The following is a 16,706-nucleotide window of genomic DNA, read 5'->3' as shown; positions in this document are numbered from 1 at the left end:
GAGTGAGTGTACTGAATGAGCGCATGAAAACCATCATGGAGGCGCGAGTGAGCGAAGTTCTGCGCGACGACAGTTTGCTTGACGAGGGACTGGTAACGCTGACGCTCTCCAATCCCGGCAAACTTAACGCCATCTCGGTGGCGATGTGGTACGCGCTGCGAACGCATTTGCAGACGCTCGACGACGACCCCCGCGTGCGTGCGATCGTCATCCGGGGTGCGCAGGGTCACTTCGCTGCGGGCGCCGACATCGAGGAGTTCCCGGTGGAGCGCGGCAGCTACGATACGCTGCGTCGCTATCACGGCGAGGTCATCGGCCCGGCGCTCGACGCCCTGGCGCGCTGTCGGCATCCGAGCGTGGCGTTGATCGAAGGCGTTTGCGTGGGCGGCGGGCTGGAGATTGCGGCCCATTGCGACTTGCGTATCGCTGCGCAGGGAGCGCGCTTCGGCGTGCCCATCAACAAGCTTGGCTTTCCCATGGCACCCGGTGAGTTGCGCGGGGTGCTCGCGCTCGCGGGACGCGCCACGACGCTCGAAATTCTGCTGGAAGGTCGTGTGTTCGGTGCGGCGGAGGCGAAGGAGAAGGGACTGCTCACGCGCGTCGTCGAAGACGAAGCGGTGGAAGAAGCAGGCTACACTTGCGCCCGACGCGTTGCCGCCGGAGCGCCGCTCGCCGCGCAATTGAACAAGTGGCTGATCGCCCGGCTCGCGCCAAGCGCGCCGCCGTTATCGGAGGCCGAGTGGCAGATGGCCTTCTCGTACTGGGACTCGCACGATCACCGTGAAGGTGTGGCCGCGTTTCTGGAAAAGCGTGTGCCCGATTTCCGGGGACGCTGAGGCGCTCCGGTCTGTATTCGCGGTCTGTATTCGATTTCACCCTGAAGCATCCATTGTTCTGAATCCGGTTCTGTTTATGACGCAAGACGCCAACCTCTACCGACTCTTTGCCGAACGTTTTCCCACTGACAAAACGGCGTGCGCCATCGAGACGCCCGAAGGACTTTATTACAGTTGGGACGACCTCGAACGGGCCAGTGCCCGCATCGCCAACCTGCTCGCGAGCCTGGACCTGAGCCCGGGCACCCGCGTGGCGGTGCAGGTCGAGAAGTCGCCGGAGGCGCTGCTGCTGTATCTCGCCACGCTGCGCGCGGGGCTGGTCTATCTGCCGCTCAACACGGCCTACCGCGAAGGCGAAATCGCTTACTTCGTCGAAAATGCAGCGCCGGACGTCGTGGTGTGCAGCCCGTCGAACTTCGGCTGGGTATCGAAGATCGCCTTCACGAATGGCGCGAAGCACGTCTTTACGCTGGGCGATGACCGCACCGGTTCGCTGCTGGAGCGTGCCGCGTGGTTCGGCGACACGTTCGAGACGGTGCCACGCTCGCCCGACGACCTCGCGGCCATTCTTTACACCTCGGGTACCACCGGCCGGAGCAAGGGCGCGATGCTCTCGCACGGCAACCTGGCGAGCAATACGCGGGTGTTGCATGCCTTCTGGGGATGGGGAGAGCGTGAAGGCGGCGATGTGCTGCTGCACGCGCTGCCGATCTTCCACGTGCATGGGTTGTTCGTCGCAAGCCACGCCGCGCTGTATTCGGGCAGCAAGATGATCTGGCTGTCGAAGTTCGATGCGAGGGAAGTTCTGCATCAGTTGCCGCGCGCCACGGTCTTCATGGGGGTGCCCACGTATTACGTCCGCCTGCTCGCGGAGGCTGGACTCAATCGCGACGTGTGTCGCAACGTGCGACTGTTCATCTCCGGCTCGGCACCGCTGTTGCGCGAGACGTTCGATGCGTTCCGCGAGCGCACGGGGCATACGATTCTGGAGCGCTACGGCATGTCGGAGACGGTGATGCTCGTCTCCAATCCGTATCACGGCGAGGCGGAAAAGGTACGTCGTGCCGGCACGGTCGGTGTGCCGCTGCCGGAGGTCACGGTGCGTGTGGTCGGCGACGACGGGCAACCGAGCGCGCAGGGCGACATCGGCCACATTCAGGTCAAGGGGCCGAACGTGTTCGCGGGATACTGGCGTATGCCGGAGAAGACCGCCGAGGAATTTACCGGCGACGGGTTCTTCAAGACGGGCGACGTGGGCAAGTTCGATGAGGACGGCTACGTGCATATCGTCGGACGCTCGAAGGACCTCATCATCTCCGGCGGCTACAACGTCTACCCGAAGGAGATCGAGGGCTTCATCGACGAGATGGAAGGCGTGGCCGAGTCTGCCGTGATCGGCGTGCCGCATCCGGATTTCGGCGAAGCCGTCGTCGCTGTCATCGTGCCGCGAGCGGGTGTGCGAGCACCGGACGAGCGCGCCGTCATCGATGCACTCAAGCAGCGTATCGCCAACTTCAAGGTGCCCAAGCGCGTGCACGTCGTGAGCGAGTTGCCGCGCAATACGATGGGCAAGGTGCAGAAAAACGTGTTGCGCGATCGATTCAAATGAAAAAAATGCCGCCTCGATGAGGCGGCATTTTCATTGCTGCGATCGGCGCTGCATTCGCGCCGTCGGCAGGTCTTACCTTATTACTTCATTACTTCATTTGCACGGTGCCCGAGACCGTCACGGTCACTTGCGTCTTGCCGCCTTCGAGTTGCATCGGCGGCGCGGCGTCGGCGCTCGCGCTCATGGCCATCACCTTCATCGCATAGGGGCGCGGCATCATCGGCGCGTTCGCGCCCACCTGCACCTGACGAATCGTGTAGCCGCTATAGCCGAACGCCTTCGCGTTGTTCTGCGCCTGATTACGGAACGCCTGGATGGCCTGGTTGGTGAGCTCGGCCTGCGTCTTCTCCTGCGCTTCGCGCGAGAGCGAGAACGACACGCCGTCCATCTGCATCTGATCCGAGATCTGGCTGGCCAGACGCGACGCAGCGCCGAAGTCCTTCGACGTCATCTGCAGTTCGGTGCGGCCGCGCCATGCCGTGATCTTGCCGTCGCGGTTGGTCGACGGGTAGAGCGACACGTTGCCGGTCTGCACTTCGACGACACTCTGGCTCTTGGCGACGGACATCGCCTTGTTGGCCTTTTGCGTGAGGTTGCGCGACACGGTGGCGGCATCGGGGCCTTGCTCCTGTGCCGACATGGTGATGTGCACGGTGTCCTGCTCGACTTCCTTCGTGGCACTCGCTTCGAGACCCAGCACGCCGGAGACCTGACGTGCCGACTCGTCACCCGATTGGGCATATGCCGCATTCGCGGCTGTGGCAATGAGAAGAGCAGCGGCGAGAGATTTGCGCATAGTGATGTCCTTTTTCGAATGTGAGTTCGCATCTTGATGGCGAACGTTTGACCGGTTGCCGACCGATAGCCTGCAAGTAAGTACGTGCTATGCGTTGGGCGGCAACGTTATACAGACGCTATCGCAACAATTTTGGTTCCCTTTCGGGATCCTTCCTGCAATTCACGCTCTAAGTAAGTGCTTGCTGATGAACTTCCAGTGTTCCGGCGCGACCGGTGTAATCGAAAGCCGGTTGCCACGCGCCAGCACGAGCATGCCGTCGAGCTCCGGTGTCTGACGCATTTCGGTCAGGGGCACGAGTCGGGTCTTGCGATCGAGCTTGACGTCTACGAGTAACCAGCGCGGCGACTCGGGCTTGGATTTGGGATCGAAGTACGGGCTCTTTGGGTCGAACTGCGTTGGATCCGGATACGCGGTGGAGGCGACGGTGGCCAGACCGGCGATACCCGGCACGGCGCAGCTCGAATGGTAGAAGAGCACCCCGTCGCCCACGCGCATGTCGTCACGCATGAAGTTGCGCGCCTGGTAGTTGCGCACGCCGGTCCACGCAAGGGTCTGCTGTTTGGCGTTGGCGAGGTCGTCGATGCTTGCCTCTTCGGGTTCGGACTTCATCAGCCAGTATCGTTGCGTCATGTCGTTTCAGTGTTCGGGATGGCTTGCGGTTGGCGTCGGACGGAATGCGGGTCGATAGCAGCGAGGTAAGCGCAGCCTGAACGACCCGAGAGGATCCCGGGGCGGGGCATGGGCTATGGATGGGTTGCCGCACTGCGATATTGGGCCAATTCCTATACTATGCCTTTGTGACCTTTGCGTGACGTTCCATGGACATGTTCAACCGCCTATGCCGATAGGAGAGTGAGTCATGGCAGCAGAGCCGTCTGTTCGTAGCAACGCGTTCATCTTCTATTCCCTCGCCACGGTGTCGTTTATCGAAACCAGTGTCCCCGAGTTCGTCTCCACGCTCAACCAGATGTATGGCGACGACGACGAGATGCGCACCTGGCTTCAGGACACCTGGCTGCCTGAAGAAGTCGAGCATGGGCGGCTTGCCAAAGACTATATCGCACGCGTCTGGCCAGAGTTCGACTGGGCCCCGGCTTACGACGCGTTTCTCGCGCGCTACAAACCCCGATGCGATGTGCAGTACATGCGGCCGTCGCTGGCGCTGGAGGCCTTGTCGCGCTGCGTCACCGAGACGCAGACAGCCATGATCTACCGCTGCCTCGAATCGTATATGCCGGTCGAGGAGCTCAAGCAGATGATGCACAAGCTGAGCAGCGAGGAGGTCGGTCACTACCGGTACTTCCGCAAGACCTTCGACCGGTATAACGCCATCGAGCAGCACGGCGTGATCAGCCGGCTGCGCACGATGGTGGCGCGAAGTGAACTGGTGCGTGACGAGGACATCGCGTTCGCCTTCGAACCGTTGAACCACTTCTGGCGATCGTCCCCGCCGTTCGAGACGATGACCTGGGATGCCTTCCTGTCGATGTCGGGCGATGTCATGAAGCAGTACATGCCAGTGGAGGCGGCAACGCGCATGATGTTTAAGCCGCTGGAGACGGGCTCGTGGTGGCGTGACCGTCCGGTGAAGGCGTTGATGTCCTTCATGGTGAGGCGGCAGTACCCCCAGTTGGGAAGCGAAGCCTGACGTCACCGGAGACCGCATTCGTCCGTCACGTCCGGAGGCCGGCGAAGGAAGACGGACGAAAAAAAACCCCGCCGAGGCGGGGTTTTTCGTTGTCGGTGAACCGTATTACTTGTTCGTGCCGACGACTTCAACTTCCACGCGACGATCCGGAGCCAGGCAGCTGATCAGTTGCGTGCGGTTCTTCTGGTTGCAACCAGTCGTAACCGGGTTACGCTTGCCCTTGCCTTCCGTGTACACGCGGTTGGCTTCGACGCCCTTGCTGACCAGGTATGCCTTCACAGCTTGTGCGCGGCGCAGCGACAGACGGTCGTTGTACTTGTCCGAACCGATGCGGTCGGTGTAGCCCGTAGCGACGATGACTTCGAGGTTCAGCGCCTGAACCTTGCCAGCCAGGTCGTCCAGCTTCTGCTTGCCAGCCGGCTTCAGGATAGCCTTGTCGAAGTCGAACAGTGCGTCAGCCTGATACGTGACCTTTTGCGAGACCGGAGCGACCGGAGCGACCGGAGCCGGTGCCGGGGCTGCGACTTGTGCAATGATCGAGCCATCGCACTTGGCATTGGCCGTGGCCGGGGTCCAGAAGGCATCGCGCCAGCACAGTTCGTCCGAGCCGTTCTTCCAAACCCACTCGCCGCTGCCGTTCACCCAGTTGTCGTTGACGGCTTGCTTCGAGGCCGCGATCGGGCCCGGAGCGGTCTGGACGTAGTTTTGGGCCATAGCCGAAGCAGCCATCACTGCGGTAGCTGCAACGATCGCGAGCTTAGCGAATTTATTCATATTTCTCCTCTCGAAATGAGATTACCGCAGGTTTACTGCGAGCCTAGACGACAGAACCAAAGTCTTACATCGCTCGAAGTATAACATTGGCAAGTGCGCGAAAGCATGGCCCATGCACTTCGAATAATGTCTAACTTATGCCACGGCATTTTGCCATAGCGATTCAGACGGTCGCGAGAAAAACCCCTGCTTTGCCGCCGGTCGTGGCGCAGTTGTGGTTTGAGCGCAACACCTTTTGAGGCCCCTCGCCAACCGTTTCATTTCTTTCCCTTGTTTGGCGTTTTGGCGTGTCAGACATCTCTTGTGCATCGCATCACGCTCGTTTCGGATGCCTATGACGGGCATGTTAGAATCGCACGATCATATCGCCGGCAGCCGCCTATCGCGATTAGGGCTTGATAGACACGGATAATGGATCAGTTCGCCAAAGAAACTCTCCCGATTTCGCTCGAAGAAGAAATGCGGCGGTCGTACCTCGATTACGCCATGAGCGTGATCGTCGGCCGCGCCTTGCCGGATGTGCGTGACGGCCTGAAGCCGGTTCACCGCCGTGCACTCTTCGCCATGCACGAGCTGAACAACGACTGGAACCGTGCTTATAAGAAGTCTGCACGTATCGTCGGTGACGTCATCGGTAAGTACCACCCGCACGGCGACGCTTCTGTATACGACACCATCGTTCGCATGGCGCAGCCGTTCTCGCTGCGCTATATGCTCGTCGACGGTCAGGGCAACTTCGGCTCGGTCGACGGCGACAATGCCGCCGCCATGCGATACACCGAAGTTCGTATGGCCAAGATCGGTCACGAACTGCTCGCCGACATCGACAAGGAAACCGTCGACTTCGGACCCAACTACGACGGCAGCGAAAAAGAGCCGCTCATTCTGCCTGCGCGTATCCCGAACCTGCTGCTCAACGGTTCGTCGGGGATCGCCGTCGGTATGGCGACCAACATTCCGCCGCACAACCTCAACGAAGTCGTCGAGGGCTGTCTGTACGTCCTGAAGAATCCGGAAGCGACCGTCGATGAGCTGATCGAGATCATTCCGGCGCCGGACTTCCCGACGGCCGGCATCATCTACGGCATTTCGGGCGTGCGCGAAGGCTATCGCACCGGCCGCGGCCGCGTGGTGATGCGTGCCAAGACGCACTTCGAGGACATCGATCGCGGCCAGCGCGTGGCGATCATCGTCGACGAACTCCCGTACCAGGTTAACAAGCGCTCACTGCTCGAACGGATCGCGGAACTCGTCAACGAGAAGCGTCTGGAAGGTATTTCGGACATCCGCGACGAATCCGACAAGAGCGGTATGCGTGTCGTGATCGAACTCAAGCGCGGCGAAGTGCCCGAGGTTGTGCTCAACAATCTCTATAAGCACACGCAGTTGCAAGATACGTTCGGCATGAACATGGTGGCGTTGGTCGACGGCCAACCCAAGCTGCTGAACCTGCGTGAAATGCTGGTCCACTTCCTGGCGCATCGCCGCGAAGTGATTACTCGCCGCACGGTCTATGAACTGCGCCGCGCCCGTGAGCGCGGCCACGTGCTCGAAGGTCTGGCGGTAGCGCTCGCTAACATCGACGACTTCATCGCGATCATCAAGGCCGCCCCGACGCCGCCGATCGCGAAGGCGGCGTTGATGGAGAAGTCGTGGGATTCGTCCGTCGTGCGCGAGATGCTCGCGCGTGCCGACAGCGAGACGCAGGGCGGTCTGGCCGCCTATCGTCCGGAAGGGCTCGATGCGGCGGTCGGCGTTCAGCCCGACGGCCTGTATCGCCTGTCGGAAACGCAGGCGCAGGAAATTCTGCAGATGCGTCTGCAACGCCTGACGGGTCTCGAGCAGGACAAGATCGTCTCCGAGTACAAGGAAGTGATGGCGCAGATCGCCGACCTGCTCGACATTCTGGCCAGCCCGCCGCGCGTGACGGCGATCATCAGCGAAGAATTGACCGCCGTGCGTGCCGAGTTCGGCGATGCCCGCCGCTCGACCATCGAACACAACGCGACCGAACTCGATACCGAAGACCTCATCACACCGCAGGACATGGTGGTGACGCTGTCGCATTCGGGTTACATCAAGTCGATGCCGCTGTCCGAGTATCGTGCGCAAAAGCGCGGCGGTCGCGGCAAGCAGGCGGCGGCGACGAAGGACGACGACTGGATCGATACGCTGTTCATCGCGAACACGCACGACACGATCCTGTGCTTCTCGAACCGTGGCCGTGTCTATTGGATCAAGGTGTACGAAGTGCCGCAAGGTTCGCGGAACTCGCGCGGCCGTCCGATCGTCAATATGTTCCCGTTGCAGGAAGGCGAGAAGATCAACGTGGTGCTGCCGGTCAAGGAGTACACGGAAGATCGCTTCGTGTTCATGGCAACGAGCTTGGGCACGGTCAAGAAGACGCCGCTCGCGGCCTTCAGCCGTCCGCTCAAGAAGGGCATCATCGCCGTGAATCTCGATGACGGCGACGTGCTGATCGGCGCGGCCATCACCGACGGGGCGCATGACGTCATGCTGTTCTCCGACGCTGGCAAGGCCGTGCGCTTCGACGAGAACGACGTGCGTCCGATGGGCCGCGAAGCGCGTGGTGTTCGCGGCATGCAGCTCGAAGACGGTCAGACGGTCATCGCGCTGCTGGTCGCCGAAAACGAGCAGCAGTCGGTGCTGACGGCAACCGAGAACGGCTACGGCAAACGCACGTCGATCACGGAATATACCCGCCACGGCCGTGGCACTAAGGGTATGATTGCGATCCAGACGAGCGAGCGCAACGGCCGTGTGGTTGCCGCAACGCTGGTCGAGCCGGATGACGAGATCATGCTGATCACGACCGGCGGGGTGCTGATTCGTACGCGTGTCTCCGAGATTCGTGAAATGGGTCGTGCCACGCAGGGCGTGACGCTGATCAGCCTGGACGAAGGTACGACACTCTCGGGTCTGCAACGTATCGTTGAGTCCGATGCCGAAGTTGCCGAGAACGGCGACGCGCAGGGCGACGACGAGACACCGGACACGGATGTCACGGAGTGATACCGGCGTAACTCGATGTAATCTAGGGGTGCATTGCCCCGAAAAGTCAGTAGAATCTGGCCCGATGCAGTGAAGTGCCCAGGCGAGGATGCATCTATTTATCGTCGGTGGAAACTGACGAATTTTGGAGTGACTATTACTATGCAACGCAACGTCAAGAAGTGGATGTGGCTGCTGCTCGCAGCACCGGCAATGGCAATGGCTCAGCAGAGCGCTCCGCTTGACGCGGACAAGAAGGCAGCCATCAAGGATCTGCTGGAAGCCATCGACGCAAACAAGCTCGTCACCGCCATTGGTGAAGGTGCTCAGGGGCAAGCCAAGCAACTGGCGCCGCAAGTGCTCGAGCGTCAACTGGTCGAAAACAAGACGTTGACCGATGCTCAGAAGCAGGCGATCGTCCCGACGCTGCAACAGAACTCGGTGCAGAAGCTGGTTGACGGCGCAGGGAAGGTGTTCACGACCGACGCCTTCAAGAACGACGCTGTGCAGGCTCAGTACAACGCCTACGGCAAGTTCTACACGACCGACGAAATCAAGGGTCTGACGGCGTTCTACAAGAGCCCGGTGGGCCAGAAGTACATCAAGGTCCAGGATCAGGTCGGCCAGGAAGTGGTTGGCGGTCTGATGCAGAAGTACATGCCGCAATCGATCGAAGCGACCAGCAAGCAAGCTGACGCCGAAATCGCCGCGGCTGCCAAGTCGGCACCGAAGGCGCCGGCCAAGAAGTAAATTTCGGCCGATCCCTCGGGGATTGACCGATAATGGCCGTTTGCGAGAGATCGCAAACGGCCATTTTGCATTGATGGGGTTTGCCGGCAGGTTCTGCTCGGAATATTCCGGGAAACGACCATCCTGCGCCGGAATTACGGCCCGCCTCCGCACGTAAGGGCCAACTGGCGGTATAGTGGGTCTTTGCCGCCGCCGCCGCTCGGACGGGATATCCCGGCCACATCGCGAGTCCTCGCAAGACGTGAAACGCAAGCCGCACGGGTCAATGTCCGTCGGCTTGCGTTTCACTTTTACTGCTGCAAAACCAATATGACGCGCGCTTTCAATTTTTCCGCCGGTCCGGCGGCGCTGCCTGAAGAGGTTCTTCGTCAGGCAGCCGAGGAAATGCTCGACTGGCAGGGTGCCGGCATGGGCGTGATGGAGATGAGCCATCGCGGCCGGGAGTTCATGAGCATTCTGGCGCAGGCGCAGGCCGATCTGCGCGAGCTGCTCGCGGTACCGGACAACTACCGGATCCTCTTCATGCAGGGTGGGGCGCTCGCCGAGAACGCGATCATCCCGATGAACCTGCTGGGCGGTGCCCGTGCGAACGAACGTCGCACGGCGGACTACGTCGTGACCGGCTCGTGGTCGGTCAAGTCGCAGAAGGAAGCGCGCAAGTATTGCGACGTCAACGTCGCGGTCAGCACCGAAGCGGAAAATTTTACGCGTCTGCCGCAGGTCGATGAATGGAAGCTGTCCAAGGACCCGGCTTACGTCCATATCTGTACGAATGAAACGATCCATGGCGTCGAGTATTTCTGGACGCCGGACCTGGCGGCCGTCGGTCTGCCGGACGTGCCGCTGGTCGCCGACGTTTCGTCGCACATTCTTTCGCGTCCGATGGACGTGTCGAAGTTCGGTGTGATGTATGGTGGCGCGCAGAAGAACATCGGACCGTCGGGACTGACCATGGTGATCGTGCGCGACGACCTGCTCGGCCGTTCGTTGCCGTTCACGCCGAGCGCGTTCGACTGGAAGACGGTCGCCGAGAACGATTCGATGTACAACACGCCGCCGACCTACGCGATCTACATTGCGGGGCTGGTGTTCCAGTGGCTCAAGCGCCAGGGCGGCCTCGCGGCGATGGAGTCGGTGAACAAGGCGAAGGCGGAGCTGTTGTACGGTTTCCTCGACGACAGCGATTTCTATCGTACGTCGGTCGCTCCGGACTGCCGTTCGCGGATGAACGTGCCGTTCTTCCTGCACGACGACGCACTGAACGAAACATTCCTGGCCGGCGCTCGCGAGCGCGGCCTGCTGCAACTCAAGGGCCACAAGTCCGTGGGAGGCATGCGCGCCTCGATCTACAACGCAATGCCGCTTGCCGGCGTCGAGGCACTGGTCGACTATCTGCGTGAATTCGAGCGCAGCCACGGCTGACGAGGGCGGGCGGCCGGCGCAACGGTTGAAAGACTGTGCGCCGCGAGCCGCCTGATCATGTCACTTAGCAAGAAGACAATACGCTCCATGGAAGACGATCTGAACGCATCGCTGCGCCCTTTGCGCGAGAAAATCGATGCTATCGATGCGCAACTACTCAAGTTGCTCAATCAACGCGCGGCTGTCGCCCTCGAAGTGGGTGAGGTCAAGAAGCGCTTTGGTGCGCCGGTATTCCGGCCCGAGCGGGAATTGCAGGTGATTTCCCGCTTGCAGCAAGCCAACGACGGTCCGTTGTATGGCGACAATCTGGCGTCCATCTGGCGCGAGATCATGTCGGCCAGCCGCGCGCTGGAAAAGGTGATGACCGTCGCCTATCTCGGCCCCGCCGGAACTTATAGCGAGCAAGCTGCCCTGACCTATTTCGGTCAGAGCGTGAAGGGGCTGCCGTGCCCATCGCTGGACGAAGTGTTTCGTGCCGTCGAAGCTGGCAGTGCCGACTTCGGCGTCGTGCCGGTCGAAAACTCGACCGAAGGTGTCGTCTCGCGCACGCTGGATCTGTTGCTGCAAAGCCCCCTGACCATTGGCGGCGAAGTGGCGTTGCCGATTCACCATAACCTGATGTCGCTGTCGGGCACGCTCGACGGTGTGACGCGCATCTGCTCGCACGCACAGTCGCTGGCCCAATGCCAGCATTGGCTGACGGCGCATTTCCCGCAGCTTGAGCGTCAGGCGGTGTCGAGCAACGCCGAGGCCGCGCGTATGGCAGCGGCCGATCCGGCCATTGCCGCCATCGCCGGTGAATCGGCGGCGACGCAGTATGGCTTGCAGATCGCGTTCTCGCACGTGCAGGACGATCCGCACAATCGCACGCGCTTCGTCGTGATCGGCACGCAGGACGCGGCGCCGAGCGGCCGTGATCAGACGTCGCTGATTCTCTCGGTGCCGAATCGCGCGGGTGCTGTCGTCGCGCTCCTCGAACCGCTGGCCAACAATGGTGTGTCGATGACTCGCTTCGAGTCGCGTCCGGCCAAGAGCGGTGCCTGGGAGTATTACTTCTACGTCGACTTCGAAGGGCATCGCGACGATGAGAACGTCGCCAAGGCACTCGACGCGCTGCGTCAGAACGCGGCCTATTGCAAGGTGCTCGGCTCGTACCCGCGTTCCGCGTGACGCCGGGGAAAGACACCATGAGTCTGAATAAGCTCGTTATCTGCGGCGTTGGTCTGATCGGCGGTTCGCTCGCGCGCGCGCTGAAAGCGGCTGGCGTCGTGAAGGAAGTCGTGGGAGTAGGACGCACCGAGGCGTCGCTCGCTCGCGCATGTGAACTTGGCGTGATCGACCGGGCTGCATCGTCGATGGCGGATGCCGTCGCAGGCGCCGACATCGTGTTGCTGGCTGCGCCAGTGGCACAAACTCCCGCGCTGCTCGCCGCGATTCGTCCGTATCTGGCCGGTCATACGATCGTGACCGACGCGGGTAGCACTAAGACAGACGCTGTGGCCGCAGCACACTCTGCGCTTGGCGACGACGCGTGGCGCTTCGTGCCAGGGCACCCGATTGCCGGTGCGGAACTGTCGGGCGTCGATGCGGCGAAGGCGGACCTGTATCGTGATCGCCGCGTCGTGCTGTGCCCTCAGTCGGGCAACCGCAGCGACGACGTCGCGCGGGTGCGTGCGATGTGGGAGGCGACGGGCGCGCGCGTCTCCGAGATGACCGAAACACAGCATGACCGCGTGTTTGCCTCGGTAAGTCACTTGCCTCACGTGTTGTCGTATGCGCTGATTGCGCAAATTCTCGACGCGCCGGACGCCGCACTGAAGTTCGGGTTCGCTGGCGGCGGTTTTCGCGATTTCACGCGCATTGCGGCGTCGAATCCCGAAATGTGGCGCGACATCTGCGTGGCGAATCGCGACGCCTTGCTTGCCGAACTCGATGGTTATCTCGCGACCCTCGGCGCGCTACGTCAATTGATCGATGCCGGTGATGGCGCCGGTCTCGAGGCCGTGTTCGCCCGCACCAGCCAGGCGCGAACGGACTGGGCCAAGCAACAGGAAAAGTAATGGAAACGCTCGATCTTGGCCCGTACGGCCACGCCGAAGGCACGCTTCGACTGCCCGGCTCGAAAAGTATCTCGAACCGTGTGCTGCTGCTCGCCGCGCTCTCGCGCGGCACGACGCGTGTGCGTGAACTGCTTGCGTCGGACGACACGCAGGTCATGCTCGACGCCCTCGCTGCGCTGGGCGTCAAATGCACTCAGGTCGGCGATTCGCGTGACTTCATCGTGGAGGGATGCGGCGGTGTATTTCCGGTGAAGCTGGCCAAGCTGTTCATGGGGAATGCGGGAACCGCCATTCGTCCGCTGACGGCGGCGTTGTCGCTGAGTCATGGCGACTATGAGGTGTCTGGCGTGGCGCGTATGCACGAGCGTCCGATCGGGGATCTCGTCGACGGACTGCGGCAGCTTGGCGCCCAGATCGACTATCTCGGCAATGCCGGCTATCCGCCGTTGCACATCAAACCGGCCGATGTGAAGGCGCCCGTGACGCCGATTCGCGTGCGCGGCGATGTGTCGAGCCAATTCCTGACGGCGTTGTTGCTGACGCTGCCGCTGCTGCCGTCGGAGACGGGCGAGATCGTCGTCGAAGTCGAAGGCGAACTGATTTCCAAGCCGTACATCGACATCACGCTGCGACTGCTGCGCCGGTTCGGTATCGACGTGCGTCAGGACGGCTGGTCGCGCTTCACCCTGCCGGCGGCGGGTGCGGATGGCGCGAAGTACCGGAGCCCGGGTGAGATTCGCGTGGAAGGCGATGCCTCGTCGGCGTCGTACTTTCTGGCGGCCGGCGCGATCGGTGGTGGCCCGCTGCGTGTAGAGGGTGTGGGCCGTGACAGTATTCAGGGCGACGTGCGCTTCGTCGACGCGCTGGCAGCGATGGGCGCGCGCGTGACGCTGCATGACGATGCTATCGAAGTGCATGGCATCGATACCCCTTCGGGCAAGCTGCGTGCGCTGGATATGGATTTCAATCACATCCCCGATGCCGCGATGACGATTGCCGTGGCTGCGCTCTTTGCTGACGGCACGACTACGCTGCGCAATATCGCCAGCTGGCGCGTGAAGGAAACGGATCGGCTGGCTGCAATGGCCATCGAACTTCGCAAGGTCGGCGCGACAGTGGAAGAGGGCGCGGATTATCTGCGCGTGACGCCGCCCGCCACGCTGACGCCGAATGCGGCGATCGACACCTACGACGATCACCGCATGGCCATGTGCTTCTCGCTCGTGAGCCTGGGTGGGGTGCCTGTGACGATCAACGATCCGAAGTGCGTCGCCAAGACGTTCCCGACGTACTTCGCCGAGTTTTCGCGCGTCGCTTCGTAATTTGCTTGGTGCCGGCAGGCCCGATTCGGTACCGTTGCGATCTCGCGCGGAGCTGAATCGGGCTTTGCGCATTCCTAGTGCCCTGTCGTTCGCGCTGGAGCCTCTTTTCTGCGGATGCTCAGCCGTGTTCCGTTAGGGCGAGCGTATGACCTTCTGGCGTCTCGCAACGCTGCGTTAGCCGACTTCCGAGGCGGGGCGGCGCACCTAATCGATGAAACGCCGGGCCTTTGTCATGGCGGGGGAGGCCCAACGAACAAGTCCGGACGTTGCGCGCCGATGGCCGTCACGCCTGTCCCGTCATCGTTTGCCAGAGCAGAACGCCATTAAGCAGGACGATGGCGGCGGCGATCAGCCATGCGCTGGCAAGCAGCGCGCCGCGAACACGCCACTGCCCCATCAACTTGGCATCACCGGCAAACCGGACGAGCGGAATCACGGCAAACGGCAACTGAAGGCTGAGTACCACCTGACTGAAAATCAGCAGGTTCGTAGTCTGGGCCTCGCCGCCATGACCAACGATCAACAGCGCCGGAATCAGTGCCAATCCCCGCGTGATGAGCGCGCGCTGCCATGGCTTCATGCGCAGATTCAGAAAACCTTCCATCGTGACCTGACCGGCGAGTGTGGCTGTCACGGTGGAGTTCAGGCCGCAGGCGAGCAGGGCGACCGCGAACATGACACCCGCCCATTGACTGCCGAGCAACGGCGCGAGCAACTTGTGCGCGTCGCCAAGCGATTCCACGGCGGTGTTGCCACTGGCGTGGAACACGGCAGCGGCAAGTATCAGCAGTGCGGCGTTGATGAGAAAGGCGAAGCCCAGCGAGAGCGTGGTGTCCCACTGGGTTGTCTTCAGCGCCCGGTTCATCGTGGCGGGCGTGCGTACGGGCATCGCTTCGCCACGCATGCGAAGCAGCGCCGAGTGGAGGTACAGGTTGTGCGGCATGACGGTGGCCCCGAGAATCCCCACCGCCAGCCAGAGCATGCCGGCCTGAGCGACGATCTCGCTACGCGGGCGCAGGCCGGAGACCGCGGCACCCCAATCGGGATTGGCCAGTGCGAGCTGCGCGGCGAAGCAGCCGGCAGTGAGCAGAATCAAGGCAGCGACCGCGCCTTCGAGGCGACGCTGTCCGAACCCCTGCAAACCCAGCATGGCAAAGGCGAGGAAGCCGGCGAGCACGACGCCGACCGGTAACGACAGACCGAACAGGAGTTGCAGCGCGACTGCACTACCGATGATCTCAGCCAGATCGCAGGCGATGATGGCAATCTCGCAAAGTCCCCATAACGCCAATGAGGTGCGACGGCTATACTGGTCACGTGAGAGTTGCGCGAGATCGCGTCCGGTCACCAGACCGACGCGCGCGGCCAACCATTGCAACAACAACGCCATGACGCTCGAGAGCAGCACTACGCTCAGCAGCGTGTAGCCATAGCGGGCACCGCCCGCGATCGCCGTGGCCCAGTTGCCCGGATCCATATAGCCTACGGCGATGAGCGTGCCCGCCCCGGCAAACCCCATCCAGCGCTGCGCTCGGCGCGGTGTCGGGTTTTGCGGATCGGGCGGCGGCACCCATTCGGGGCCGGCTAAGGGATAATCGCGGCTTTGCATGGCAGTCACATCTTCCGGCGGCGCAAATAGCGTCCATATCTAAATGATAATCATTATTATTTGGATGGGAAGTTTTATTTTTTAATGTGTTGGATAGACAGAGATGAAGGAATGCCTGATTTGACGGTGGTGGACGACTCGATTCCGGTCATTACGGTAGATGGCCCGACGGCATCCGGTAAAGGGACGGTGGCGCACCGGGTGGCCGACGAACTGGGGTTTCATTACCTCGACAGTGGGGCACTTTACCGGCTGACCGCGCTGGCGAGCGCTCGCCACGGCATCGACCCCGACGACGTGAGCGCCCTCGCCGTCCTCGCGGAGACGCTCGACGTGCGTTTCCGCGATCAGCGTATCTGGTTGGCAGGTGAGGATGTGACCGACGCCATTCGTGCCGAAGCGATCGGCAATCGGGCATCCAGTATTGCGGTGCACAAGGCTGTCCGGCAGGCGCTGACGGCGCTCCAGCGAGGCTTCAAGACCGCGCCCGGGCTGGTGGCGGACGGTCGTGACATGGGAACGGTGATCTTCCCGGAAGCCGATTTGAAGGTGTTTTTGACCGCCACGCCACAGGCGCGTGCCGAGAGGCGGTATAAGCAATTGATAGAAAAAGGATTTTCTGCTAACATAGACAGTCTCATGCTGGATCTTGAGGCGCGCGATGCGCGGGATCGTACCCGTGCCGAGGCGCCACTGAGGCCGGCAGAGGGTGCGCGGGTACTCGACACGTCGGGGCTTAACGTCGATCAGGCGGTGGCTCAGGTGCTCGAATGGTTCGCGCAAGTGCAGTACCCGCAAGGCGCCTGACCGGGTGTTTCATGCAGTCACCTGGCTTGGCTTTGTCTAACCTTTAACCCAACCGTTG

14 protein-coding genes are annotated in these 16,706 nt (G+C 61.8%); 10 read left to right on the top strand and 4 right to left on the bottom strand.

Annotated elements, in window-relative coordinates; translation table 11 throughout:
- Positions 1–35: 35 nt before the first annotated feature.
- Both PCA20602_RS19010 and PCA20602_RS19005 read left to right on the top strand, forming a co-directional pair.
- Positions 36–836, top strand: coding sequence for an enoyl-CoA hydratase/isomerase family protein (locus tag PCA20602_RS19010; RefSeq protein WP_150722690.1), 801 nt, complete (start codon positions 36–38; stop codon positions 834–836).
- A 76-nt stretch (positions 837–912) separates the two neighbouring features.
- Positions 913–2,445, top strand: coding sequence for a malonate--CoA ligase (locus PCA20602_RS19005; RefSeq protein ID WP_150722541.1), 1,533 nt, complete (start codon positions 913–915; stop codon positions 2,443–2,445).
- A gap of 88 nt (positions 2,446–2,533) precedes the next feature.
- Here PCA20602_RS19005 and PCA20602_RS19000 read toward each other — a convergent pair whose 3' ends face one another.
- Together PCA20602_RS19000 and PCA20602_RS18995 are read right to left on the bottom strand one after the other, a co-directional pair.
- Positions 2,534–3,241 (bottom strand): SIMPL domain-containing protein, encoded by a 708-nt coding sequence (locus PCA20602_RS19000; RefSeq protein ID WP_150722540.1) that lies wholly within the window; start codon positions 3,239–3,241, stop codon positions 2,534–2,536.
- 162 nt (positions 3,242–3,403) lie between these two features.
- Entirely contained in the window at positions 3,404–3,874 is a 471-nt protein-coding gene (locus PCA20602_RS18995) for an EVE domain-containing protein (protein WP_069340714.1), read from the bottom strand.
- Between the two features lie 229 nt (positions 3,875–4,103).
- Between PCA20602_RS18995 and PCA20602_RS18990 the strand changes: the two genes are divergently transcribed.
- Entirely contained in the window at positions 4,104–4,892 is a 789-nt protein-coding gene (locus PCA20602_RS18990) for a hypothetical protein (protein ID WP_150722539.1), read from the top strand.
- A 105-nt stretch (positions 4,893–4,997) separates the two neighbouring features.
- On the opposite strand, the gene ompA is transcribed toward PCA20602_RS18990, so the two are convergent.
- A complete protein-coding gene (ompA, locus tag PCA20602_RS18985) occupies positions 4,998–5,666 on the bottom strand; it encodes an outer membrane protein OmpA (protein ID WP_150722538.1) in 669 nt (222 codons plus the stop codon).
- Positions 5,667–6,077: 411 nt separating this feature from the next.
- On the opposite strand from ompA, the gene gyrA reads away from it, so the two are divergent.
- From gyrA to aroA, 6 genes are all read left to right on the top strand, one after another.
- Positions 6,078–8,699 carry a DNA gyrase subunit A gene (gyrA, locus tag PCA20602_RS18980; RefSeq protein ID WP_150722537.1) on the top strand — a complete coding sequence of 874 codons (2,622 nt, stop codon included), beginning with the start codon at positions 6,078–6,080 and terminating at the stop codon, positions 8,697–8,699.
- Between the two features lie 141 nt (positions 8,700–8,840).
- The gene (locus PCA20602_RS18975; RefSeq protein WP_150722536.1) at positions 8,841–9,428 is read left to right on the top strand and encodes a DUF2059 domain-containing protein; all 588 of its coding nucleotides are present in this window, start codon (positions 8,841–8,843) and stop codon (positions 9,426–9,428) included.
- Between the two features lie 309 nt (positions 9,429–9,737).
- Entirely contained in the window at positions 9,738–10,850 is a 1,113-nt protein-coding gene (serC, locus tag PCA20602_RS18970) for a 3-phosphoserine/phosphohydroxythreonine transaminase (protein ID WP_150722535.1), read from the top strand.
- Positions 10,851–10,937: 87 nt separating this feature from the next.
- Positions 10,938–12,020, top strand: a complete 1,083-nt coding sequence (gene pheA, locus PCA20602_RS18965) for a prephenate dehydratase (RefSeq protein WP_069340720.1) — start codon at positions 10,938–10,940, stop codon at positions 12,018–12,020.
- A 17-nt stretch (positions 12,021–12,037) separates the two neighbouring features.
- The gene (locus PCA20602_RS18960; RefSeq protein ID WP_150722534.1) at positions 12,038–12,910 is read left to right on the top strand and encodes a prephenate dehydrogenase; all 873 of its coding nucleotides are present in this window, start codon (positions 12,038–12,040) and stop codon (positions 12,908–12,910) included.
- Positions 12,910–14,232 (top strand): 3-phosphoshikimate 1-carboxyvinyltransferase, encoded by a 1,323-nt coding sequence (aroA, locus tag PCA20602_RS18955; protein WP_150722533.1) that lies wholly within the window; start codon positions 12,910–12,912, stop codon positions 14,230–14,232. The genes PCA20602_RS18960 and aroA overlap by 1 nt, the downstream gene beginning before the upstream one ends.
- 283 nt (positions 14,233–14,515) lie before the next feature.
- On the opposite strand, the gene PCA20602_RS18950 is transcribed toward aroA, so the two are convergent.
- Positions 14,516–15,841: an Nramp family divalent metal transporter gene (locus PCA20602_RS18950; RefSeq protein ID WP_150722532.1), complete on the bottom strand. Its 1,326-nt coding sequence runs from the start codon at positions 15,839–15,841 to the stop codon at positions 14,516–14,518.
- A gap of 111 nt (positions 15,842–15,952) precedes the next feature.
- On the opposite strand from PCA20602_RS18950, the gene cmk reads away from it, so the two are divergent.
- Entirely contained in the window at positions 15,953–16,648 is a 696-nt protein-coding gene (cmk, locus tag PCA20602_RS18945; RefSeq protein WP_217424881.1) for a (d)CMP kinase, read from the top strand.
- Positions 16,649–16,706 lie beyond the last annotated feature (58 nt).

The organism is Pandoraea capi, assembly GCF_902459735.1.
Taxonomy (GTDB): Bacteria; Pseudomonadota; Gammaproteobacteria; order Burkholderiales; family Burkholderiaceae; genus Pandoraea; species Pandoraea capi.
Note: the sequence above shows the minus strand (reverse complement) of the source record. Positions and strands in the feature narration are given on the sequence as shown.

What these genes read in the sequence shown, in the direction of transcription:
- PCA20602_RS19010 (WP_150722690.1), top strand. Translation starts at nt 36, where the DNA reads ATGGAGGCGCGAGTGAGCGAAGTTCTGCGCGACGACAGTTTGCTTGAC.
- PCA20602_RS19005 (WP_150722541.1), top strand. Translation starts at nt 913, where the DNA reads ATGACGCAAGACGCCAACCTCTACCGACTCTTTGCCGAACGTTTTCCC.
- PCA20602_RS19000 (WP_150722540.1), bottom strand. Translation starts at nt 3,241, where the DNA reads ATGCGCAAATCTCTCGCCGCTGCTCTTCTCATTGCCACAGCCGCGAAT.
- PCA20602_RS18995 (WP_069340714.1), bottom strand. Translation starts at nt 3,874, where the DNA reads ATGACGCAACGATACTGGCTGATGAAGTCCGAACCCGAAGAGGCAAGC.
- PCA20602_RS18990 (WP_150722539.1), top strand. Translation starts at nt 4,104, where the DNA reads ATGGCAGCAGAGCCGTCTGTTCGTAGCAACGCGTTCATCTTCTATTCC.
- ompA (WP_150722538.1), bottom strand. Translation starts at nt 5,666, where the DNA reads ATGAATAAATTCGCTAAGCTCGCGATCGTTGCAGCTACCGCAGTGATG.
- gyrA (WP_150722537.1), top strand. Translation starts at nt 6,078, where the DNA reads ATGGATCAGTTCGCCAAAGAAACTCTCCCGATTTCGCTCGAAGAAGAA.
- PCA20602_RS18975 (WP_150722536.1), top strand. Translation starts at nt 8,841, where the DNA reads ATGCAACGCAACGTCAAGAAGTGGATGTGGCTGCTGCTCGCAGCACCG.
- serC (WP_150722535.1), top strand. Translation starts at nt 9,738, where the DNA reads ATGACGCGCGCTTTCAATTTTTCCGCCGGTCCGGCGGCGCTGCCTGAA.
- pheA (WP_069340720.1), top strand. Translation starts at nt 10,938, where the DNA reads ATGGAAGACGATCTGAACGCATCGCTGCGCCCTTTGCGCGAGAAAATC.
- PCA20602_RS18960 (WP_150722534.1), top strand. Translation starts at nt 12,038, where the DNA reads ATGAGTCTGAATAAGCTCGTTATCTGCGGCGTTGGTCTGATCGGCGGT.
- aroA (WP_150722533.1), top strand. Translation starts at nt 12,910, where the DNA reads ATGGAAACGCTCGATCTTGGCCCGTACGGCCACGCCGAAGGCACGCTT.
- PCA20602_RS18950 (WP_150722532.1), bottom strand. Translation starts at nt 15,841, where the DNA reads ATGCAAAGCCGCGATTATCCCTTAGCCGGCCCCGAATGGGTGCCGCCG.
- cmk (WP_217424881.1), top strand. Translation starts at nt 15,953, where the DNA reads ATGCCTGATTTGACGGTGGTGGACGACTCGATTCCGGTCATTACGGTA.